Below are 20,163 nucleotides of genomic sequence, written 5' to 3' on the forward strand. Positions count from 1 at the left end.
CGCTTCGGGTCAGTGTCCCCGTGAACGCCGGAGAACGGCGCGCGACGCCAACCCGGCGGCGGCAGCGGCCGCGACCCACGGCCCGCCGACGAGGATCGGATCGAGCCACGCGTGGTTGTTGTCCACCCGCTTGCGCCCGGCCCGCGACGACCAGCCGTGGTGACTGAGTTCGGTCCCGATGCCCGTTTCGGTGAGGGGGTTGTCGGGCCGCCCCTCGGCGATCGACCGCACATGGGCCTCGGCCGCGGCGACGCGATCGGCTCCGATGAGGATCAGCCAGTGCGCGGCCCGGCCCTCGCTGAATCGGTAGGCGGATCGTCGGATCACACCGGAGAGCCCACTCGGCGGTGTGGACGTTCCGAAAACCGGTGTGAGGAAGGCATGTTCGTTGGATCGTTCCCTGGATTCGCGGTTGGGCTGATCTTCCGGGACGTCCCAGTGCACGCCGGGAGCCGGTCCGACGGGCAGTTCCTTCGGCACGGCAGGCCGGTTGGCCGGGTCGGCGTCGACGCCCCAGCCGGGTATGCGGTCGACGAGATCGGTGGTGTCCGGATCGTTGGGTCGGTCAGCGGGATAGGCGGGCATGCTGTTGTCTCCTCAGCCGGCGTCGGCGACGATGATGGGCTTGATGCAGCCGTCGAGCTTCGACGAGAAGATGTGATACCCGTCGGCGATGTGCTCGAGCGGAATGCGATGCGTGACCAAGTCATTCGGTTTGAAATAGCCATTGCGGATGTGTTCGAACAACCGGGGCCACTGGCGTTTGACCGGGCACTGGTTCATGTTGATCGTCAGGCCCTTGTTCATGGCGTCGCCGAACTTGACCGCGCTGAAGATGGGGCCGTAGGCACCCATCACCGAGACCGTGCCGCCTTTGCGGACCGAGTCGATGGCCCAGTTCAGGGCGACCGGCGATCCGCCCTGCAACTTGAGCTTGGCTGCGGTGACGTGTTGGAGGAAGTTACCGTCCGCTTCAGCTCCGACGGCGTCGATCACGCGGTCGGCGCCGATGTTGTCGGTGATGTTCTTCAGGTGGACGATGATGTCGTCACAGTCGGCGAAGTTGTAGGTCTCGGCATAGGCGAAGGACTCGGCCTTGTCGAGCCGGTATTGCAGGTGATCGATGACGATGACGCGCCCGGCACCCATGAACCACGCCGACCGGGCCGCGTACAGCCCCACCGGACCTGCCCCGAACACGATGACGGTCTCGCCCTGACGGATGTCGGCGAGCTGTGCCCCGAAATAACCGGTCGACAGCGCATCGGTGAGCAGGAGTGCGTCCTCGGGGTCCATCCAGTCGGGGATGACACTGGGCCCGACGTCGGCGAAGGGCACCCGCACGAATTCGGCCTGCCCGCCGTCGTATCCGCCACAGGTGTGCGAGTAGCCGTAGATCCCGCCCACCGCCGTCGCGTTCGGATTCACGTTGTGACAGTTGGAGTACAGGCCGCGGGCGCAGAAGTAGCAGGTGCCGCAGTAGACGTTGAACGGCACCATGACACGGTCGCCGACCTTCAGGTTCTGCACGGACCCGCCGACCGACTCGACCACGCCGATGAACTCGTGACCGAACGTCATGCCGGGCCGGGTGTCGGGCATCATCCCGTGATAGAGGTGCAGGTCGGAGCCGCAGATCGCGGCGTGGGTGACCCGGACGATCGCGTCGTTGGGATGCTCGATGCGGGGCATGGGTTTCTGTTCGACACGAACCTTGTACGGGCCTCGGTAGACCATGGCCCGCATCGTGTCGGTGCTCGTCGACGCTGTCATGTGGTGCCGGGTACCCGGCTGCTTTCCGGGCAAACGTCGCGGTCGGGAGGCCGCGACGACCGACTCCAGTGCGAGTGGAGTAGTGCTGGGGGTGTACAAAAGGACCCGGTTCATCTGCGAACCACGAAAGGATCGAGCAATGTCAGTGGTGTCGTATGTGATCGCCGGCTCCGAGGCGACCGGTGGTGCGGGAATCCAGGCCGACCTGCGTACTTTTGCTCAGCTCGGCACCTACGGCGTCGGAACCATCACCTGCATCGTGTCCTTCGATCCGAAGGCGGGCTGGGGCCATCGATTCGTTCCGGTCGACGCCGGCGTCATCGCCGACCAGATCGAGGCGGCCACCGTTGCCCACGAGCCCGAGGTCGTCAAGATCGGCATGCTCGGAACGCCCGCGACCATCTCGACGGTCGCCGAGGCGCTGGCATCCCGGACCTGGCGACACGTGGTCGTCGACCCCGTCCTGATCTGCAAAGGGCAGGAACCCGGTGCCGCCCTCGACACCGACAATGCGCTGCGTGCGGAGATACTCCCGCTGGCCACCGTGGTCACGCCGAATCTGTTCGAGGCCGCAACGCTCGCCGGCATGGACGAACTGACCAGCGTCGACGACCTCGCCGAAGCGGCTCGTCGGATCGCCGATCTCGGGCCGAAGTACGTCATCGTCAAGGGCGGGGTCGGACTCGCCGGTGACGAAGCCGTCGACGTCGTCTTCGACGGCACCGACATCACCGTCCTGCGCGCGCCCAAGGTGGGCGACGAGCGCGTGTCCGGCGCGGGCTGCGTGTTCGCGGCCGCGACCACCGCCGAACTGACCAAGGGCACCGACGTCCTCGACGCGGTCCGCGCGGCCAAGGAGTTCACCCACCGCGGGATCGTCGGGCGCATCAGCTCGACGGCCCCGTTCGACGCCGTCTGGCACGGACAGCAGTAGGGCCCCGACGCAAATCCGCGCCCACCCGCCGGAGCGGATGGGCGCGGTTCGGTCTGTCGAGGGGTCACTCGGTGGGGACGACCTTGCCGTCGACGGTCACCTCGACCTTGTCCGTGGCCTCGGTCCAGGTGATCTTGCCGTGTTCGAAGGTCGACTCCTTGACGCCGTCCTTCTCGGTCTCGTCGCTCGTGGCCACACCGAGCGGCCCCTGTGAACCGCCCTTGCCGTCGGGGGAGGGCGCACCCTCGTCGTTGCGCGGGACGTTCCAGGCGTCGCGGATCTTGCCCCACGTGATGTAGGCGGGGGTGTCCGCGTCGTCGTTCTTCGCGGTGATGACACCGCCCTCGAACTGCTGGAACACGACGCCGTTCTCGCCTTCACCGGCCGCATCGGGCCCGGTCAGCGGTTTGCCGAGATCGGCCTTCTGCGCTTCGGTCGCCGAGTCGTACTTGGCCGCGATCGATCCGCTGAGCGTGATTTTCGTGCCGTCCGGTGCGGTCAGTTCGACCTTCTTGTCGTCATCGGCGGCCTCCGACTCCGCCGACGAGATGGCCGACTCGGCCTTCGACATCCCGGACTCGACCGCACCGGATACAGCCGAGGACACCGCGGACGTGTTGTCGTTGTCGTCGTCGTTGCTGCAACCCGCCAGGCCGAGCGTTCCGATGGCCACCGCCGCTGCCGTTGCGACCAGACGTCGTGTGACGCTGTTGTGCTTCATGACTTCCTCTCGGTTCACAACCTTCAGGATCGGGAGGGCCACTGCCCACCCGCATCGGACCCTAACGAACCAAATCCGCTGATGTGGATGATCTTCGATACCGGCGCGTCATCGCCAGACCGAACGTGTCGGCACCTGACGTCCCGGGTATGCGACCGGCAAGCCCTCGGCGCCGAGCCGACAGCGGCATCGTCGAACACAGAGGAGAACCATGACGGAGACAGTCGCCGACGTCATCCTGAAACGCCTACGCGAATGGGGGATTCGGCAGGTCTTCGGATACTCGGGGGACGGGATCAACGGATTGTTGTCGGCATGGGTGCGCGCCGACGACGCCCCTCAGTTCGTGCAGTCCCGCCACGAGGAGATGAGCGCGTTTCAGGCCGTCGGGTACGCGAAGTTCTCCGGCGAGGTCGGCGTGTGTGCGGCCACGAGCGGCCCGGGAGGGATTCATCTGCTGAACGGCCTGTACGACGCGAAGCTCGACCATGTTCCGGTGGTCGCCCTGGTCGGACAGACCGAGCGTTCCGCGATCGGTGGGGCCTACCAGCAGGAGATCGACATGCACGCGCTCTTCAAGGACGTGTGCAGCGACTTCGTGCAGATGTGCACGGTGCCCGAACAGCTGCCGAATCTACTCGACCGTGCCATCCGGGTCGCCCAGGCCGAACGGGCACCGACCGCCATCATCTTCCCGTCTGACGTCCTCGAGCTCGAGTACGAACCGCCGGCCCAGGCCTTCAAGCAGGTGCCGTCGAGCTTCGGTGTCGAACCAGGGACCCCGGTACCCGACGAAGGTGCACTAGCGCGGGCCGCGGACATCCTCAACGCCGGCGAGCGTGTCGCCATGCTCGTCGGCCAGGGCGCCCGTGACTGTGTGCCCGAACTGACCGAGGTCGCCGACATCCTCGGCGCCGGCTGCGCGAAAGCCCTTCTCGGACGAGATGTCCTACCCGACACGTTGCCCTGGGTCACCGGATCGGTCGGTCTGATCGGCACCACGGCCAGTCACCGCATGATGACCGACTGCGACACGCTCCTCACCGTTGGGTCGAACTTTCCGTACTCGCAGTTCCTTCCGCCGTTCGGACAGGCTAGGGGCGTGCAGATCGACAGCTCGGCGAAGCTGATCGGCATGCGGTACCCGAATGAACTCAACGTCGTCGGTGACGCCCGGGCCACGTTGCGCGCGCTGATCCCGATGCTGGACAGGAAGCCCGATCGCTCCTGGCGCGAGAAGGTGGAGGCCGACGTGTCGCGATGGTGGTCGACCGCCGAGCATCAGGCGATGACCGCTGCCGACCCGGTGAACCCGATGCGGATCTTCCACGAGTTCTCGCTGCGTGCACCGAGCGACTCGATCGTCACCGCCGATTCGGGCAGCGCCGCCGACTGGTACGCACGGCACATCGTCTTCCGCGACGGCATGCGTGGATCGCTGTCGGGGACCCTTGCCACGATGGGTCCGGCGGTTCCGTACGCCATCGGCGCCAAATGGGCGCATCCCGGCCGGCCCACGATCGCCTTCGAGGGTGACGGCGCGATGCAGATGAACGGGCTCGCCGAGATGGTGACCGTCGCCAGCTACTGGGAGCAGTGGGACAACCCGACCTTCGTCGTGGCCGTCTTGCACAACAACGACCTCAACCAGGTGACCTGGGAACAGCGAGCGATGTCCGGATCGCCGAAGTTCCCACCGTCTCAGACACTTCCGGATGTCGACTACGCCGCATTCGCCCGAGGGATAGGTCTCACCGGGATCAACGTCGACGACCCCGACCGACTCGGCGAGGCGTGGGATGAGGCGCTGGCCGCCGGTCGTCCCGCGTTGCTCGATGTCCGGTGCGATCCCACCGTGCCGCCCATCCCGCCGCACTCGACCCGCGAACAGGCCAAAGCCCTGAGTGAGGCGCTGGTGAAGGGCGACGAGGACGCCTGGGACGTGGCGAAGAACGTCGCCAAGCACAGCCTCGAACAGTTCCTACCGGGCCGACACCGCTAGCGGGACCGGTTCACGGTTGACCGCGCTTCGGCGTCTGCTCGGCGACACCGTGGCGCAGCGGCGTGGTCGCCTCCGCTGCGGTGTCCGGGCCGACAGATGACCCGGCGTCGGCTCCCTGAACCGGGGGCGCCTTGGAGGGGTCGCCGGCGGACGGTTCCGCACCGGCCTCGAGTTGTTCGACCCGCGCGGCCAGGATCTCCTGCACCTGGACGCGGCCGGCGGTGGACCGCTCGTGTTCCAGCAGCTGTCTGACCTGGTCGAGCTGGAGAGACCTGATGCGGTGTGTGATGTCTCCGACGGATAGTTGGTCGAAATCGGGTAGCGGGAGTTCAGGTGTTGCGCTCATGTCGTGGGCGTACCCGGACACACGCTTTCCTAACGTGGTTCGACGGGATCGACCGGGCTCGGTGCTGTCCCGCCGCCGGCTGAGGCATCCTGGATGCAGTATCACGCCGCACAGCCCAGGAGTTTCAGTGAGCGCACCAGAACACGTCGACGTCCTGATCGTCGGAGCCGGGATCTCAGGGATCGGCGCTGCCCGCTATCTGCGGACCGAGCAACCGTCGAAGACGTTCACGATCGTCGAGGCACGTGGTGCTGCCGGCGGCACGTGGGACCTCTTCCGTTACCCCGGCATCCGCTCGGATTCGGACCTGCACACCTTCGGCTACGAGTTCAAGCCGTGGACGGACAAGCAGGCGATCGCCGACGCCCCACGGATTCTCGACTACCTGCACGAGACCATCGAGGAGAACGACCTCACCGACCACATCCGATATCACCACAAGGTCGTCTCGGCCGCCTGGTCCTCGGATGACGCGCGCTGGCTGGTCGACATCGAACTGACTCACACCGGCGAGCGCACACAGATCAGCGCGGGATGGATCTTCTGCGGTTCGGGCTATTACGACTACGACGAGGGGTTCAGCCCCGACTTCGTCGGCGAGGACCGGTTCCGCGGCCAGATCGTCCATCCGCAGCACTGGCCGGAGGATCTGGACTACGCCGGGAAGCGCGTCGTCGTGATCGGTAGCGGCGCAACGGCAGTCACACTGCTGCCGGCGATGGCCGACGAAGCCGAGCACGTGACGATGCTGCAGCGGACGCCGACGTATGTCATCCCCCTGCCACGCGAGGACGCCCTGGCGAACACGCTCAAGAAGGTCTTCGGCAACGAGCGTGGCTACGCGCTCACCCGCCAGAAGAACGTCGCCCAGCAACGAATCCTCTTCGAACTGTGTCAACGGTTCCCGCAGGTCGCGCGGCGGATGATCCGGAAGATCAACGAGTCGCAACTGCCGGAGGACTTTCCGGTCGACGTCCACTTCAATCCGCCCTACGACCCGTGGGATCAGCGTCTGTGCGTGGTACCCGATGCCGACCTGTTCCGCACCATCCGGGCGGGCAAGGCATCGATCGTCACCGACCGGATCGCATCCTTCACCGAGACCGGGATCCTCTTGGAGAGCGGTGCCGAGATCGAAGCCGACATCATCGTCACCGCAACAGGTCTGAACATCAAGATCATCGGCGGCATCGACCTCACCGTCGACGGGGAGCCGGTGTCGCTGCCGGAAACCGTCGTCTACCGCGGGATCATGCTGTCGGGAGTACCGAACTTCGCGCTGGCGATCGGGTACACCAATGCCTCGTGGACACTGAAGATCGGTCTGCTCTGCCAGTATTTCTGTAAGTTGCTCGGCTACATGGACTCTCACGGTCACGACGCGGTCTGGGCGGTCGCCGATCCGGACATGGCCACACGTCCGCTACTCGACTTCGGCGCCGGCTACGTCCAACGCGCTCTCGACACCCTGCCGAAGCAGGGACCGCACGCACCGTGGGTGATGTCGATGAGTTACTACGCCGACCGCCGTCTGTTCAAGGGCGATGTCGCCGACGAGAACCTACGGTTTGCCCGGGCGCGGCAGCCCGAGGTGCTCACGTAGCGTCGTCGAGCTCGCGGCCGTCCGGTTCACTGGCTCGCCGAGTTCCGTGCGCCTCTCGGCGGTGCAAGCGCTGGGCGACGAGACTCACCCCGAAGCCGTGTAGCACGACACTCGCGAGGACTGTCACGGTCATCGCGTACAGCGTCTCGTTGGCGACCATGCCGTCGAGTTCGTTGAACGCCAGAAGCCCGAAGACGATCGACGCGGTCCCGCGCGGACCGAGCACGCCGATCAGGAGCCGGTCACGCGGGCCGATGTCGGTGCGTATCAGTGCCAGATAGACGGGGACGATTCGGAGGACGGTCAGCGCGGCCAGGGCCAGGACGACGATCTGCCAGACGAACCCGAGTTCGAAGACCAGCACGGCGGCACAACCGAAGACGAACCACATCGTGAGGGCCGCGAGCGCGCTGACGTCGTCGGCGAGGCGCAGTTGCTCGTCGCCCGGACCATCGACTCGTGCCGCCTTGTAGGCGATTCCGCAGAGGAAGGCCGCGACGAAGCCGTTGCCGCCGAGTTGTACCGAACAGCCGTAGGCGAGGATCGGGATCAGGACGAGGCTGATCCGGATGGACTGTTCGGTGGCCAGCCCGCGGCGCATCGAGAAGTTCGTCAGTCGCGCGGCGAGGAGTCCGATGACGCTGCCCGCCAACACAGCCCACAATGCAGACGGCACCGCTTGTTCGAGTGCTTCGGCGGGGGAGGAGGCGTGCTTGTGGTCGCCCGCAAGTGTCAGGGCGAAGATGAAGAGCGGCGCGATGATGCCGTCGTTGTAGCCACTCTCGATGTTCAGCAGGTGTCGAACCCGGGTGGGGAACCGCCGATCACGTACCAGCGACGAGGCGGGCGTCAGATCCATCGGGATCACCACGCAGGCGATCAGCAGCGCGACACCGACCGACATCGAGGGAAGAAGAGCGACACCCAGAAGGGTCGCCAGCGCGACCGAGATCGGCATCGCAATGACCAACAGACGCAGCGATGTTCGTCGTTCACCGGCGAAGTAACCGCCGCGCACCTCGATCGCGTCGACGAACAACAGAAGAGCCAGGATCAGTTCGACGACGGGTTCGGCCGCGTCGGTGTCGAGCGCGTTGCCGATCGAGTTGTTGGTGGTCAGCCCGATCACGATGCCGGCGACCACCATCACGATGGCCCCGGAGATCTGGAGCCGCGACAACCGGCCCGCGACCAGGGTCCACCCGACGATCACCACGATCGCGATCAATACGGGGGTCATCGACCTCGCCCACGTGTCAGCATTGACGGATCGTATCCCGACCGGCTGCGTAGATCGGGTAAGGCGCAACGAGATCGGTACACGTCAGGAGCGACCGGAGAAACGGACTCGGCGACGACCGCCCGTGCCGGGGCGAGGACGCGGATAGGCTGACTGCCATGGATTTCGAGGACATCTTCACCGCGGTGGCGGTCGCATTCGAAGCGCTCGGCGCTCTGGCCATGGTCATCGGCTTTCTCATCGCGCTCGTCCTCGGCGCGCGGTCGCTGTCACGCAAGGAATCCGGAAGCGACGCCTTCTCGATCCTCCGGACGACCCTGGGCTCGGCCATCCTCCTCGGCCTCGAGATCCTCGTCGCCGCAGACCTCATCAGAACGATCACCTCGAAGCCCTCGATCGAGGACGCACTGATCCTCGGCATCATCGTGGTGATCCGGACGGTGCTGTCGATGTCCATCCAGATAGAGATCGAGGGCACGCTGCCGTGGCGGCGGGCTGTGCTCACCAACGGCGGTCAGCTGCTCGGCGAGGCGGTGGCACGGGACGCGGCCGCGAGTCGTGCGGCCAAGGAGTCGTGATCGGCTGAGGCACGACAGCAGTGGCGACCGCACTTCGCAGCGACGCATAGTGGGAGAGGACGGTCGACATCCCCGGCCGTCGCACAGATGGGAGCTCCGACCATGACCACGATCCGCCGCGCACTGATCCTCGTCGACGTCCAGAACCAGTACTTCGACGGCCCGCTGACGATCCAGTACCCGCCCCGAGACACGAGCCTGCAGAACATCGTTCGCCTCATCGACCACGCAGAGGCCGAGGGCATCCCGGTGGTGGCGGTCCAGCACACGTATCCGGCCGACGCCCCGGCGTTCGCGGAGGGTTCGCCATCGTGGGAGTTGCACCCGGAGGTGGCTGAGCGGGCGACACCGTCGTGGAAGCGGGTGCGCAAGAACCTCGGCAGCGTGTTCGCCGGTACCGACCTGGCGGACTGGTTGCGGGCCCAGGACGTGAACACCGTGACGTTGGCGGGTTACATGACGAACAACTGCGACCTGGCCTCCGCCACGGGCGCCGAGGAACTGGGCGTAGCCGCCGAGGTGATCTCCGATGCCACCGGCGCCATCCACATCGCGAACGCCGCCGGGAAGGCCTCGGCGGAGCAGGTTCACAACACGCTGATGGCGATCCTCAACTCCAACTTCGCCGCGGTCGCCACCACCGAGCAATGGATCGAGGCCAGCGCCGGGCGAGCGCCGCTCGACAAGGACAATCTGGTCGCATCGGCGGTGCAGGGACGGGCCGCGTTCGGAGACTGACCCCTGGACTTTCCTCGCCGAACCCACCTCATCCGGCGCCTACCCGGGACGTCTATGCCGATCGGCATAGAGTAGCGTGGACCGAGTTATAGCGGTCGTCATAGTGCGTGAGGAACCTGACATGCCCACACTCGCCGAACTCGTGTCGGGTTTCGACCCGACCTCTGAATTCGTTGTGCCCACACAGTGGACGCAGGGTCGTACTGCCTACGGTGGACTGACCGCGGCCATGTCGGTTCTCGCCGCGCAGCTGACCGAGGGTAAGCCGCTGGCACCGCTCAGGTCGGCGCAATTCCTGCTCAGCGCGCCGGTCGCCGACTCCGCGACGTTCACCGCACGCCGGCTCCGCGAGGGGCGGTCGGCCTCGAGCGTGGCCGTCGAAACCGTCAGCGGGGGACAGGTCGCTGCGCACGCGTCCTTGATCTTCGCGCAGCCGCGTCCGAGCGCGATCAGTCATGACCATGTCGGTGCTCCCGAGGTGCCGGCACCCGAGGAATGCGCACCGTTCGGCGACGCGTCGGCGCCCCTTCGCCCGGCATTCGTCGACAACATCGAGATGGTTCGGGCGGGCGGCACGGTCCCGCTGGCCAACGACGGGGATCCGCGGTTCCGCGCCTGGGTGCGGCATCGCGGCGCCGAGGGAGTCGATCCGGCGGTTGCTCTCGTCGCGCTCGCCGACGCCCTGCCGCCGGCGACGACGGCCGCGTTCACCGAGTGGGCACCGGTCAGCACGATGAGCTGGTCGCTGCACATCTGCACCGACGACCTGCCGAAGCCGACCGACTGGATGCTCCTGGAATCATCGAGCACATTCACCCGCGACGGCTACTCCCATCAGTCGATGACCCTGTGGGACAGCGCATCGCGTCCGATCATCCAGGCTTCTCAGACGGTGGCACTGTTCGCCTGAGCGCCCCAGAGAGTCGTATGACGTTGTGCCCGGAACCCGGGCACAACGTCATACGAGAACTTCCGCTGGGCAGTGCGGCGTTCAGCCGCCGTGAGATTCCCTGAGGGCCCGACCCTTCTCGATGTCCTCCTGGTGGATCTTCTCGTTCTTGTCCGAGACGGTGGTATCCCGAGGCGGCAGCTGTAGGCGCTCCTCGGCAGCCATGCCCGCCTGGAGCTGACGGCCACGCTCGAGTTCGGCGTCGAACTCCGCACCGAAGAGCAGGGCCAGGTTGGTCAGCCACAACCACAGCAGGAATACGATGACACCCGCCAGCGCGCCGTAGGTCTTGTTGTAGCTGCCGAAGTTCGACACATACAGCGCGAACGCCGCGGAGGCCACGATCCAGGTGACGATCGCCAGCACTGCCCCGGCACTGATCCACCGGAACTTCGGCTGCTTCACATTCGGTGTGGCCCAGTACAAGACGGCGACGATCACCACGACGAAGACCAGCACCACGGGCCAGCGGACGATGTTCCACACCGTGAGAGCGGTATCGCCCAAGCCGATCGCATCGCCGATGGACCGCGCTATCGGCCCACTGACCGCGAGCATCAGGGCGACGGCGGCGGCGAGGATCAGGGCCACGAGCGTCACCAGCAGCATGGCAGGTCGAAGCTTCCAGATCGGACGCCCCTCATCGACCTCATACATGCGGTTCATCGCGCGCCCGAAGGCGCCGACGTACCCCGATGCCGACCACAGAGCACCGACGAGACCGAGCACCAGGGCGAAGCCGGCACTCGGCGCGGACACCAGTTGCTCGACGGGTGCGCGCAGGGTGTCCACCGCGTCCGACGGCCCCAGATCCTCGACCATCGTCAGCACCGCGTCGACCGTCTTCTCTCCCTGCCCGAAGACGCCGAGGAGAGAGACCATGGCCAGCAGTGCAGGGAACAGCGACAGCACCGAGTAGTAGGTGAGTGCGGCCGCAAGGTCGGTGCACTGGTCGCGAGAGAACTCGCGGGCCGTCTTGCGCAGCACGAACATCAGCGACGGTTTGGTCAGATCGGTGGGCGAATCCGGCTTGCGTGGATCGTCGGGATCGGCCTGAGTCGGGTCATCGTCGACGTCCCGACCGGTCTTGTCGATGGTCTGCTCGTCCTTGCTCATACCCCGGTGTAGCCGCCGGATTCGCAGACCAAACTCCCCGTGCCCTGACCAGGCGAGACGGGGGGAGCGTACCGGCGGTGGCGGTCAACCCGCCGAGGCGACCTCACGTGACAGGGCGAGGTCGCGACCTGCGGCGCGCGCGTTCTCCTCGGCCTCGAGCTCGAGTTCGGCCGCGACCTCGGTGAAGGCGTCGAGTGCAGGATTCACCCCGACGAGCGTGAACTGGCGTTTGACGACCCGGAGATCGAGGCCCCAGACATCCTCCAGCACGCGGCGCAGCCACGGCGTCGAGTGGTCCCAGCCTTCCTTCGGTGTCCCCGGGTCGTAGTTGCCACCCTGGGTCGTGACCAGGACCGCGGGCTTGCCGCGCAGCTCGGCCGGGTCGACGCCGATCCGCGGGTCGGTCACCGTGAGGTCGTACCAGGTCTTGAAGTGTTGGGACACACCGAAGTTGTAGAGCGGAACGGTGAGCAGTAACGCCTCGGCACCGATGACCTCGTCGGCGATCTCGGCGGCGAGGGCGACGGCCTCGCGCTGCGGATCGTCGCGGTCGGCCGGCGGGACCGTCCCGGCGATCACAGCATCGCGCCAGGCGGTCGCGGGAACAGGATCGGTCGACAGGTCGCGTCGTATCACCGTCGAGTCCGGGTGTGCGCTGGTCCATTCTCGTTCGACGAGTTCACCGAGTGCGCGGCTCGCCGACGTGGAGGGGAAGATGCTGGCATCCAGGCGGAAGAGGGACATGCGATCTCCTCGAGAGTGACTAGGTATTTAGAAGTGACTAGTCACAAGGTAGTACTGTCGTCGTTGGAACGCCAGGGGTACGACTAGGATGTGGTCGATGTCCGAAATCTCCGCGCCCGACCACGAGCCCCGCACATGCGACGAGGCGTTGCGTCGCGCGTTCGGGTTTCTGGGAAAGCGGTGGAACGGCATTCTCATCGCGACACTTATGAACGGACCGGCGGGGTTCGCCGAATTGCGTTGCGCAGTCGGAGGAATCAGCGATTCGGTGCTGTCCGGCCGACTTTCGGAGCTCACCGAGGCCAATCTGGTCGAGCGTCTGGTGGACCCGGGACCGCCGGTATCGGTGTCCTACGAGCTCACCGAATCGGGACGCGCACTCATGCCGGCGCTGACCGCCCTCACCGCTTGGGCGTGGGAGAACCTGCCGCCGTCGGCGACAGAGTAGCTCCAGGAATCAGGCGGCCCGACACACCTCGTCGACCACGCCCTGCAGATCGCCCTGGATCATTCTCGTCAGTGCGGCGGGCGTCTCGTCCTTGAAGTCGACGAGGTCGACGGGGTTTCCGAAGGTCACCATCGGACGAGCCCGATCACCGTGGGGCGGGTAGGCAATACCGGCGGACACCAGCGTGACATCGACACCGGCTTTCAGCGCACGGTAGGCAATGTGGCCGATGCCTGTTCCGAGCTTCTGCAGCCGGGTGACGTCGCCCTCGTTGCAGGTTCCCTCCGGGAAAACGGCGATACTGTCGCCACGGACCATCCGCTCGACGCAGACACCGAACATCTGCCGACCGGCTTCCGCGGCGGCCCGGACACCGTGATCCTTCTGGCGGAAAACCGGGATGCCGCCCAGGGTGTCGATCTTGCGTCGCTGTTCCGGATCCTCGAAGAGTTCGTCCTTCGCCAGCACGCGCATGTGACCGATCCGGGGGCGGAGGGGCGAGCGGAAACCTGCTGCCGCCAGCACCAGCGGATCGCGCTCGGACACATGGTTGGCCGCGATCAGCAAAGGCTTTTCGCTGCGGACCGCACGAACCAGCCGATCGCGGGCGGTGAACCGCACGACGGGCCGGATCTTGGCGGCGAGCACCCCGTACATCAACTTCGCGCGCACACGATCCTGCTGGTGATCGAGGTAGTGCGCGTATACGGCCTCAGACTGGGTGAGCTCTACATCCACGTAAGTTACGGTACCGTAGGTTAGCGTTCCTGCCCAAAGAACGACGAAACCCGGTCGGTCCGTCGGCGACGAAGAACCGCAGGTGACGGGCTTGCACTACGTGGGGCAGTGATCAGTCAGGCACCACGACGGCTCGGCCACGTAACTCATTCGCCGCCAGCCGCCGGTAGGCCTCGACGCCGTCATCGAGTGAGAACCGCTCGACCGCAACCTCGAGAACACCATTGCGTGCGAGATCCAGCACCTCGATGAGTTCGCCACGTGCTCCCCAGTACGGCGCCCGTACCGACACCTCATAGGGCTGGGTGAAGAAGCCGACCTTCGCCGCAGCGACCATGTCCCCGATGCCGACGATCACCACGTCGCCCATCGTGCCGACGACGCCCATCGCGATGTCGAGAGTGGGTTGCAGGCCGACGAAGTCGAAGACAGCGGTCGCACCGTCGTTTCCGGTGATCTTGCGGACGCTTGCGACGGCATCCGCATCGGAGAGCACCACCTCGTGAGCCCCGACCTCGCGGGCGAACTCGAGCTTCTCGTCGCTCACGTCGAGGGCGATGACCCGGGACGGGGTGAGATGGCGAAGCAGCTGGATCCCGACATGCCCGAGACCACCGGCTCCGATGACCACCGCCGTCGTGCCCCCCACGAGCTTTGGAAGCGAGGGTTTGATCGCGTGGTAGGGAGTGAGGCCGGCATCGGTGAGGGGGACCGCGGCCACCGGGTCGAGATCACCGAGGGGAACCAGGTGCCGCACGTCGTCCACGAGTAGGTACTCGGCCATGGCGCCCGGGTTGCCGAGACCCGGTGGTGTGATGCCGAGTTCGCCGGCCCGGCTGCAGTAGTTCTCCAGTCCGCGCGAGCAGAAGTGGCAGACCCCGCACCCCCAGGCTCCGTACACGGCCACCGAGGTGCCCTCGGAGATTCCGGTGACGCCGCTACCGGCCTCGGCGACCACGCCGGCCCCTTCGTGGCCGAGCGTCATCGGCAGGGGATAGGGGAATCCTTCTTCAGGTAGGTTGAGGACGAAGTCGTCGGAATGGCAGGCCCCCGCTGCGGTCACCTTCAGCAGCACCTGTCCCGGGCCGGGCGTGGGCTTGTCGACCTCACGTAGCTCCGGCGGCTTGCCCGGCTGGATGATCTGAATGGCCTTCATGCGCACACCTTTCGACCCGGCGGAGAGGGAACCCGTCTTCCGGTATACTCGGTCGGTCGTCAGGGCAAGCGTCTTCTGGCGAACTCGGCACGATCCTCGCGGCGTCGTGGTTCGGTGTTCACCAGCGGCGGGACGGATTCCTCGCCGCGCATCGCACGCACTGCCGCGCCGCGGGGAGCACCTCGAGACGCTCGGGATCGATGATCTCGCCGCACGTCTCGCAGCGACCATAGGCTCCGCGACCGACCCGTTCGAGAGCAGCGTCGATCTCGTCCAGACGAACCCGCGAACGTTCGAGCTGGGCCACCAACTGGCCACGCTCGACGGCGAGCGTCGTCCCTTCCGGATCGTGTTCGTCGTCCGAGGCGGCGTCGGCGGTCGCCTCGATGACGGCGGCCAGGCGAGCAGACAACGACTCGATGAGGGCCGCCGTTCTCTCGCGTTCGGCGGTCAGCGATGCTTCCGATTCGTGCGGGTCGGACTGGGTCACGACCGCACCCGGGTGTGTCGTCTCACGGATCCATTTGTACGCCGCAGGTCTGACGATCGCGTTCACTCATGAACGTCGCGGAGACCGACGGCGCCGCGCAGCCCGGAACAGTTGACGCACCCCACGCAGCCGACGCAGTTCGTGCAGCGGACGCAGCCGACGCACCCGGCGCATCGCCGGCACAGCAGACAGGCCACGACACCGACACTGCCGGCGACCCCGAAACTGATTGCGGTGGCGAAACTTCCGGCGACGAGCAGACTGGCCATCGTCGCCGCCGAACCCGTCACGATCGCGCTCGCCACCGTAGCCGCCGAGGAGCTGACACCGGCACTGGACACCGTGCCGACCGACCCCGCCACGGCAGCGCTCGCGACGGTGCCGACCGAACCGGCCACCGCCACACTCGACGTGGTCGCGATCGAACCGGCGACCGCAGAGGAGTTCACGGTCGAGGTTGATCCGACGACGGAAGCCTCATCGCGGGCGAGTGTCCACATGGGTCCATGGTCGCGCAGTCCCAGCACGCACACAGGGGTTCGGTGACAACTCACCGGTGTTCCGCGGAACCTCCCGACTCTCAGGTCCCGCAGAACGTCTGGAACGACGAAGTGAACTCGTCCGACGCGGGGGCGGTGTACTTGACCCAGTCGACGCGCCGCTCGAACGGGTGTGTCACCACGTCGAGCAACTCCTGGAATGGCGCGAGGTCGTCCTCGTGCGCGGCACGGAGCGCGGCGTCCACCATGTGGTTGCGCGGGATGTAGAGCGGGTTGACGCGGTCCATCGCGTCGGCGGTGGTCTTGTCGGCGCGGTCGTGTTGTGTGAGCGTTTCTCGCCATCGCGCGAGCCAGGGCGCCGAGACCTCCCGTGGGAGGAGTTGGTCGAGGGGAGCCGTTCGTCCGCGGAGTTCGTCGGCGAGCGCACGGAAGGTGCCGGTCCAGTCGGCGCGGTGTTCCGCCATCAGGGCCAGCAGGTCGTCGATCAGTGCGTGGTCGACGAAGGTGTCGGCCAGGCCCAGCTTGGCGGACAGACCTTCGTTGAGGTGCTGTTCGTAGAGACTGTCGAAGGTGGACAGGGTGGCGGTCGCGATGGCGATCGCGTCGTCCGGTGTGGGGCTGATCAGCCTGAGAAGTGTTTCGGCGAACCGTGCCAGGTTCCATTTCAGGACGGCGGGTTGGTTGCCGAAGGCGTAACGCCCGCCGTGGTCGATGGAGCTGAACACCGCCGCCGGGTCGAAGGCGTCGATGAATGCGCACGGTCCGTAGTCGATGGTTTCGCCGGAGATGGTGGTGTTGTCGGTGTTCATCACGCCGTGCACGAAACCGACGAGCATCCACTGGGCGACGAGGCGGGCCTGCCGTTCGACGACGCGCTCCAGCAGCTTCGCGTAGCGGTTCCCGCCGCCGGTCGTCGGCAGATCGGTCAGGTCGGGGTAGTGACGGGCGATCGCGTAGTCGGCGAGGGGCTGCAGGATGTCGCCGTTGCGGGCGGCGAACTCGAAGGTGCCCACCCTCAGGTGACTCGATGCGACGCGCGCGAGTACAGCCCCGGGCTCGACGCCGTCGCGGTGGATCCCGCGCCCCGTCGCCACCACCGACAGGGACCGCGTGGTGGGCACGCCGAGGGCGTGCATCGCTTCACTGATCAGATACTCGCGCAGCATCGGGCCGACGACTGCGAAACCGTCTCCGCCTCGCGAAAACGGTGTCGGGCCAGAACCTTTCAACTGCAAGTCGACGCGGCGACCTTCGGTGTCGAGCAGTTCGCCGAGGAGAAGTGCCCGACCGTCGCCCAGCAGCGGGGCGTACCCGCCGAACTGGTGTCCGGAATACGCCGTCGCCACCGGTCTGCCGTCGGCGGGCACGGCTGCGCCGGCCAGGATCGCGACCCCGTCGTCGGAGCGCAGGGCCGCAGGATCGATGCCCAGCGACGCAGCGAGCTGATCGTTCGCGACGAGAAGCTGCGGATCGGGCACGTCGGCGCCGCGCCATTCGACGGTGAGCGGCGTCAGCTCGTCGGCGAAAGTGCTCTCGAAGCCGGTGATCGCGTCGGAGGTGCGGGCGGGGGAGTCGGTGGCAGCCACTCTTCGAGCGTAACCACTTGTCGCGTCGTCCGACTTTCGCCGATCGCTAGAGGGCGATGGAAGCGCCGCAGATGCCGCAGGACTCGAACTCCCGGCGCCCCCAGCGGGCGATCGGGATGAAGAACACGGTGAACTGCTTGAACTCCCGCATACGGGCCCACTGGGTGGTGTTGTGGCAACGGGGGCAGGTCCGGGTCTGTCCCGCGCCGAGTTGCTGCTGTTTGGGGCCGTATCCGAAGAGGAAGAACACTCCGTCATCGTAGGCAGGACACCGGCCGACGCGTCTGACTCGGATCGACACCGGACACCCATCAGTCGCACGCGTGTGCGAACATGTACGCGTGAGCTCGCAGAAGAGGACCGGCCTGACCGCCGGTGACCTGGAATCTCTGTCCGCGGCACTCGCGGCCGGCAAGCGTGTGACCGTCTACCTTCGTGACCCGATGCCGTCGCTCGGACTCGACGCCGGAACATCGGCGCGTGTCCTGTCCATCGACGGTTCGACGGTGACGGTCCGGCCCAAGGGCGTCGACGATCAGTTGCCCTTCGAAGCCGACGAACTGCAACGCACACGATCCGCCGCCGCACCGGCCAAGTCCGCTCCGCGTGCCGCCAAGACCGCGGTTGCCGACCAGACGCCGACTCCGGCGACCCGACCTGCACCGACACCGAAAGCAGCTGCAGTGGAACCGAAGCCGACACCCGAGCCCGCTCCGCGTCCGGAGGCCACGCCGGCTCGATCGGCCACGCCGAAGCCGGCTCACCCGAAGGCTGCACGACGGTCGAAGACCTCGACAGCTGCGGTCAGCGTGACCATCACGTCAGCGGGGGAGAGCACCTGGACGGTGTCGGTGGCGCACGGCAGCAAGAAGGGCAAACCCGCCGAGGTGACCGCGGACCGCGTGGCCCGCGCCATGCAGGAGCTGGGTGACGACGCCGCGATCACAGCGGTGGACGAGGTCATCGAATCCGCGCGCGAAGCCGCGCAGAGGAAGATCGAGGAACTGACGCGCGAACTCGAGAATGCGCGAGCCGCACTCGCTCACCTCGACGTCGGGCCCACCGAGAGCTGACTCGTCGTCATCCCGCCGGCGGGGCGAAGAGCTCCAGCGCGATGTTGTCCGGGTCGCGGAACGATATTCCTGAACCGTAATGGGCGTGCTTGATGCCGCTGTGCGGGATTCCGGCTTTGTCCAGACGCGAAACCCACTCCTCGAGTTCGGACTGAGTGCAGGCGAACGCGATGTGATCCAGTCCGACGTTGCGTTCGTCGAAGCCGGCTGTGTCCGGCCCACTCGAGGTATGGGTGTGGAGTCCGAAAAGTGTTCCGCCGTCGAGTGCGAAGACCGTGTGATGGAAATCCCCGGATTCTTCGTCCTCGTCCAGGACCGGTTTGGCGTCGAACAGTTTCGCGTACCAAGCGGTACTCGCAGCCAGGTCACTCACGGTGATGGCAACGTGGGTGAGAGCGGGAAATGCAGGCATCGGATGCCTCCTCCGAGGAAGGGCGCCGGATGGAACTCCGGGCACCGAACAGTTTATCGCCGGAGCTACAAACCAGACCGCTCGTTCTACCCGACCACGACCGATCAGGTGATCGGCAGATCGATCGGCTTGCCCGGGCACATCCCGTCGAGCGTCTGGCGAACCAGCGCGATCATCGTCGGGTTGCCCGGTTCGTCCTCGTGCGGTCCGCCGTCGATGGCGTCTTTCGCGCACACGCCACCGTCGAGGTGCCGGGCGGGTCGGCCCTGCGACGGTTCGTCGTCGGCGACGGTCCGCAGGGTTGTGTAGTCAACGCCGCCGGGAGTGTCGTCGCCTCGGTTGAGAGCGCTCAGGAAGGCGCTGGGCGGGCACATCTCCCCACCCGCGTGTAGCGGCAGGGCGCACGTCACCGACTAGCCGTATTGGCCGGTGCCCAGAGATACGTAGTTGTCCGCGCGTGCGGCCCCGTTCAGGTACTTGAGGTAGTAGCGCGTCGACAGCCCGCCCATACTGTGGCCGACGAGGTCAACCTTCGAGCCTGCATGTCGGTGTAGCGCGGTTGCGACGAGCCCGGCGATCACAGCGGCGTTGACCTTGTTCGTATCGCCGGGCAGCTTCGCGATATAGACCGGGTGACCGTCGGACTCCAGTGCGTCTCGCATCGGCTCGAAGACCGAGAGATCCGGTGGCAGAAGACCACCCGCCGTCCAACCGTGGACGAGGATCACCGGGTTACGAGTGCCGGGGGCATCCGCCGAAGCGGCGGCGGAGAAGACAACCGAGACGGCGATCACCGAGACGATGGACAAGACCGACAATCGAACCGGTGGCCAAATGGCCGCCAACCGGCTGAACTGCTTCATGATTCGTGACCTCTCCCTTCAGAGACGACCGTCGTCGAGCCGGGCGGGTGTGGGCGGCCATGGCAGTGTTCACGCCCGACTCCGCTGCCAGTATGGGTGGTTCACCACCGGTGACAACAGGTCGCCAACCCGCACTGACCAGACCAACGGCGT

General features: G+C 66.4%; 24 protein-coding genes. 9 read left to right on the forward strand and 15 right to left on the reverse strand.

What is annotated here, in order from left to right; translation table 11 throughout:
- Positions 1-9: 9 nt before the first annotated feature.
- Positions 10-585: a hypothetical protein gene (locus LQD00_RS01330; RefSeq protein WP_232715307.1), complete on the reverse strand. Its 576-nt coding sequence runs from the start codon at positions 583-585 to the stop codon at positions 10-12.
- A gap of 12 nt (positions 586-597) precedes the next feature.
- Entirely contained in the window at positions 598-1,746 is a 1,149-nt protein-coding gene (locus LQD00_RS01335; RefSeq protein WP_232715427.1) for a zinc-dependent alcohol dehydrogenase, read from the reverse strand.
- Between the two features lie 166 nt (positions 1,747-1,912).
- Between LQD00_RS01335 and LQD00_RS01340 the strand changes: the two genes are divergently transcribed.
- Complete coding sequence (locus LQD00_RS01340) at positions 1,913-2,707, forward strand: hydroxymethylpyrimidine/phosphomethylpyrimidine kinase (protein ID WP_232715308.1); 795 nt, start codon at positions 1,913-1,915, stop codon at positions 2,705-2,707.
- A gap of 64 nt (positions 2,708-2,771) precedes the next feature.
- On the opposite strand, the gene LQD00_RS01345 is transcribed toward LQD00_RS01340, so the two are convergent.
- Positions 2,772-3,428 (reverse strand): hypothetical protein, encoded by a 657-nt coding sequence (locus LQD00_RS01345; protein WP_232715309.1) that lies wholly within the window; start codon positions 3,426-3,428, stop codon positions 2,772-2,774.
- Between the two features lie 211 nt (positions 3,429-3,639).
- Here LQD00_RS01345 and LQD00_RS01350 point away from each other — a divergent pair, with 211 nt between their 5' ends.
- Positions 3,640-5,430: a thiamine pyrophosphate-requiring protein gene (locus tag LQD00_RS01350; RefSeq protein WP_232715310.1), complete on the forward strand. Its 1,791-nt coding sequence runs from the start codon at positions 3,640-3,642 to the stop codon at positions 5,428-5,430.
- Positions 5,431-5,440: 10 nt separating this feature from the next.
- Here the strand turns inward: LQD00_RS01350 and LQD00_RS01355 are convergent, their stop codons facing one another.
- On the reverse strand, positions 5,441-5,776 hold the full coding sequence (locus LQD00_RS01355) for a hypothetical protein (RefSeq protein WP_232715311.1): 336 nt from the start codon (positions 5,774-5,776) through the stop codon (positions 5,441-5,443).
- A 127-nt stretch (positions 5,777-5,903) separates the two neighbouring features.
- On the opposite strand from LQD00_RS01355, the gene LQD00_RS01360 reads away from it, so the two are divergent.
- Positions 5,904-7,379, forward strand: a complete 1,476-nt coding sequence (locus tag LQD00_RS01360; protein WP_232715312.1) for a flavin-containing monooxygenase — start codon at positions 5,904-5,906, stop codon at positions 7,377-7,379.
- Here LQD00_RS01360 and LQD00_RS01365 read toward each other — a convergent pair.
- Positions 7,372-8,619, reverse strand: coding sequence for a cation:proton antiporter (locus tag LQD00_RS01365; protein WP_232715313.1), 1,248 nt, complete (start codon positions 8,617-8,619; stop codon positions 7,372-7,374). The genes LQD00_RS01360 and LQD00_RS01365 overlap by 8 nt on opposite strands.
- A gap of 158 nt (positions 8,620-8,777) precedes the next feature.
- On the opposite strand from LQD00_RS01365, the gene LQD00_RS01370 reads away from it, so the two are divergent.
- The 3 genes from LQD00_RS01370 to LQD00_RS01380 all read left to right on the forward strand — a co-directional run bounded on the left by LQD00_RS01370 (position 8,778) and on the right by LQD00_RS01380 (position 10,845).
- Positions 8,778-9,197 carry a DUF1622 domain-containing protein gene (locus tag LQD00_RS01370; RefSeq protein ID WP_232715314.1) on the forward strand — a complete coding sequence of 140 codons (420 nt, stop codon included), beginning with the start codon at positions 8,778-8,780 and terminating at the stop codon, positions 9,195-9,197.
- Positions 9,198-9,299: 102 nt separating this feature from the next.
- Positions 9,300-9,935, forward strand: coding sequence for an isochorismatase family protein (locus LQD00_RS01375; RefSeq protein WP_232715315.1), 636 nt, complete (start codon positions 9,300-9,302; stop codon positions 9,933-9,935).
- Between the two features lie 121 nt (positions 9,936-10,056).
- Positions 10,057-10,845: a thioesterase family protein gene (locus LQD00_RS01380; RefSeq protein ID WP_232715316.1), complete on the forward strand. Its 789-nt coding sequence runs from the start codon at positions 10,057-10,059 to the stop codon at positions 10,843-10,845.
- An 81-nt stretch (positions 10,846-10,926) separates the two neighbouring features.
- Here the strand turns inward: LQD00_RS01380 and LQD00_RS01385 are convergent, their stop codons facing one another.
- Positions 10,927-12,000, reverse strand: coding sequence for a YihY/virulence factor BrkB family protein (locus LQD00_RS01385; protein ID WP_232715317.1), 1,074 nt, complete (start codon positions 11,998-12,000; stop codon positions 10,927-10,929).
- 84 nt (positions 12,001-12,084) lie between these two features.
- A complete protein-coding gene (locus LQD00_RS01390) occupies positions 12,085-12,744 on the reverse strand; it encodes an FMN-dependent NADH-azoreductase (RefSeq protein ID WP_232715318.1) in 660 nt (219 codons plus the stop codon).
- Positions 12,745-12,841: 97 nt separating this feature from the next.
- Between LQD00_RS01390 and LQD00_RS01395 the strand changes: the two genes are divergently transcribed.
- On the forward strand, positions 12,842-13,192 hold the full coding sequence (locus LQD00_RS01395) for a winged helix-turn-helix transcriptional regulator (protein ID WP_232715319.1): 351 nt from the start codon (positions 12,842-12,844) through the stop codon (positions 13,190-13,192).
- A 9-nt stretch (positions 13,193-13,201) separates the two neighbouring features.
- Here the strand turns inward: LQD00_RS01395 and LQD00_RS01400 are convergent, their stop codons facing one another.
- From LQD00_RS01400 to LQD00_RS01410, 3 genes are all read right to left on the reverse strand, one after another.
- On the reverse strand, positions 13,202-13,930 hold the full coding sequence (locus tag LQD00_RS01400; protein ID WP_232715320.1) for a lysophospholipid acyltransferase family protein: 729 nt from the start codon (positions 13,928-13,930) through the stop codon (positions 13,202-13,204).
- A 112-nt stretch (positions 13,931-14,042) separates the two neighbouring features.
- Positions 14,043-15,086, reverse strand: a complete 1,044-nt coding sequence (locus LQD00_RS01405; RefSeq protein WP_232715321.1) for an NAD(P)-dependent alcohol dehydrogenase — start codon at positions 15,084-15,086, stop codon at positions 14,043-14,045.
- Positions 15,087-15,204: 118 nt separating this feature from the next.
- Positions 15,205-15,576 carry a TraR/DksA family transcriptional regulator gene (locus LQD00_RS01410; protein WP_232715322.1) on the reverse strand — a complete coding sequence of 124 codons (372 nt, stop codon included), beginning with the start codon at positions 15,574-15,576 and terminating at the stop codon, positions 15,205-15,207.
- A 234-nt stretch (positions 15,577-15,810) separates the two neighbouring features.
- On the opposite strand from LQD00_RS01410, the gene LQD00_RS22815 reads away from it, so the two are divergent.
- On the forward strand, positions 15,811-16,122 hold the full coding sequence (locus tag LQD00_RS22815) for a hypothetical protein (protein WP_308195911.1): 312 nt from the start codon (positions 15,811-15,813) through the stop codon (positions 16,120-16,122).
- A gap of 34 nt (positions 16,123-16,156) precedes the next feature.
- Here LQD00_RS22815 and LQD00_RS01420 read toward each other — a convergent pair whose 3' ends face one another.
- Both LQD00_RS01420 and LQD00_RS01425 read right to left on the reverse strand, forming a co-directional pair.
- A complete protein-coding gene (locus tag LQD00_RS01420; RefSeq protein WP_232715324.1) occupies positions 16,157-17,662 on the reverse strand; it encodes a protein adenylyltransferase SelO in 1,506 nt (501 codons plus the stop codon).
- Positions 17,663-17,708: 46 nt separating this feature from the next.
- Entirely contained in the window at positions 17,709-17,912 is a 204-nt protein-coding gene (locus LQD00_RS01425; RefSeq protein WP_232715325.1) for a zinc-ribbon domain-containing protein, read from the reverse strand.
- A 91-nt stretch (positions 17,913-18,003) separates the two neighbouring features.
- Between LQD00_RS01425 and LQD00_RS01430 the strand changes: the two genes are divergently transcribed.
- A complete protein-coding gene (locus tag LQD00_RS01430) occupies positions 18,004-18,735 on the forward strand; it encodes a DUF6319 family protein (RefSeq protein ID WP_232715326.1) in 732 nt (243 codons plus the stop codon).
- 7 nt (positions 18,736-18,742) lie between these two features.
- Here the strand turns inward: LQD00_RS01430 and LQD00_RS01435 are convergent, their stop codons facing one another.
- The 3 genes from LQD00_RS01435 to LQD00_RS01445 form a co-directional block, all read right to left on the reverse strand.
- Entirely contained in the window at positions 18,743-19,147 is a 405-nt protein-coding gene (locus LQD00_RS01435; RefSeq protein ID WP_232715327.1) for a VOC family protein, read from the reverse strand.
- Positions 19,148-19,251: 104 nt separating this feature from the next.
- A complete protein-coding gene (locus tag LQD00_RS01440; RefSeq protein WP_232715328.1) occupies positions 19,252-19,521 on the reverse strand; it encodes a hypothetical protein in 270 nt (89 codons plus the stop codon).
- Between the two features lie 39 nt (positions 19,522-19,560).
- Entirely contained in the window at positions 19,561-20,010 is a 450-nt protein-coding gene (locus LQD00_RS01445; RefSeq protein ID WP_232715329.1) for an esterase/lipase family protein, read from the reverse strand.
- Positions 20,011-20,163: the final 153 nt, after the last annotated feature.

Source organism: Gordonia metallireducens (assembly GCF_021245825.1).
GTDB lineage: Bacteria > Actinomycetota > Actinomycetes > Mycobacteriales > Mycobacteriaceae > Gordonia > Gordonia namibiensis.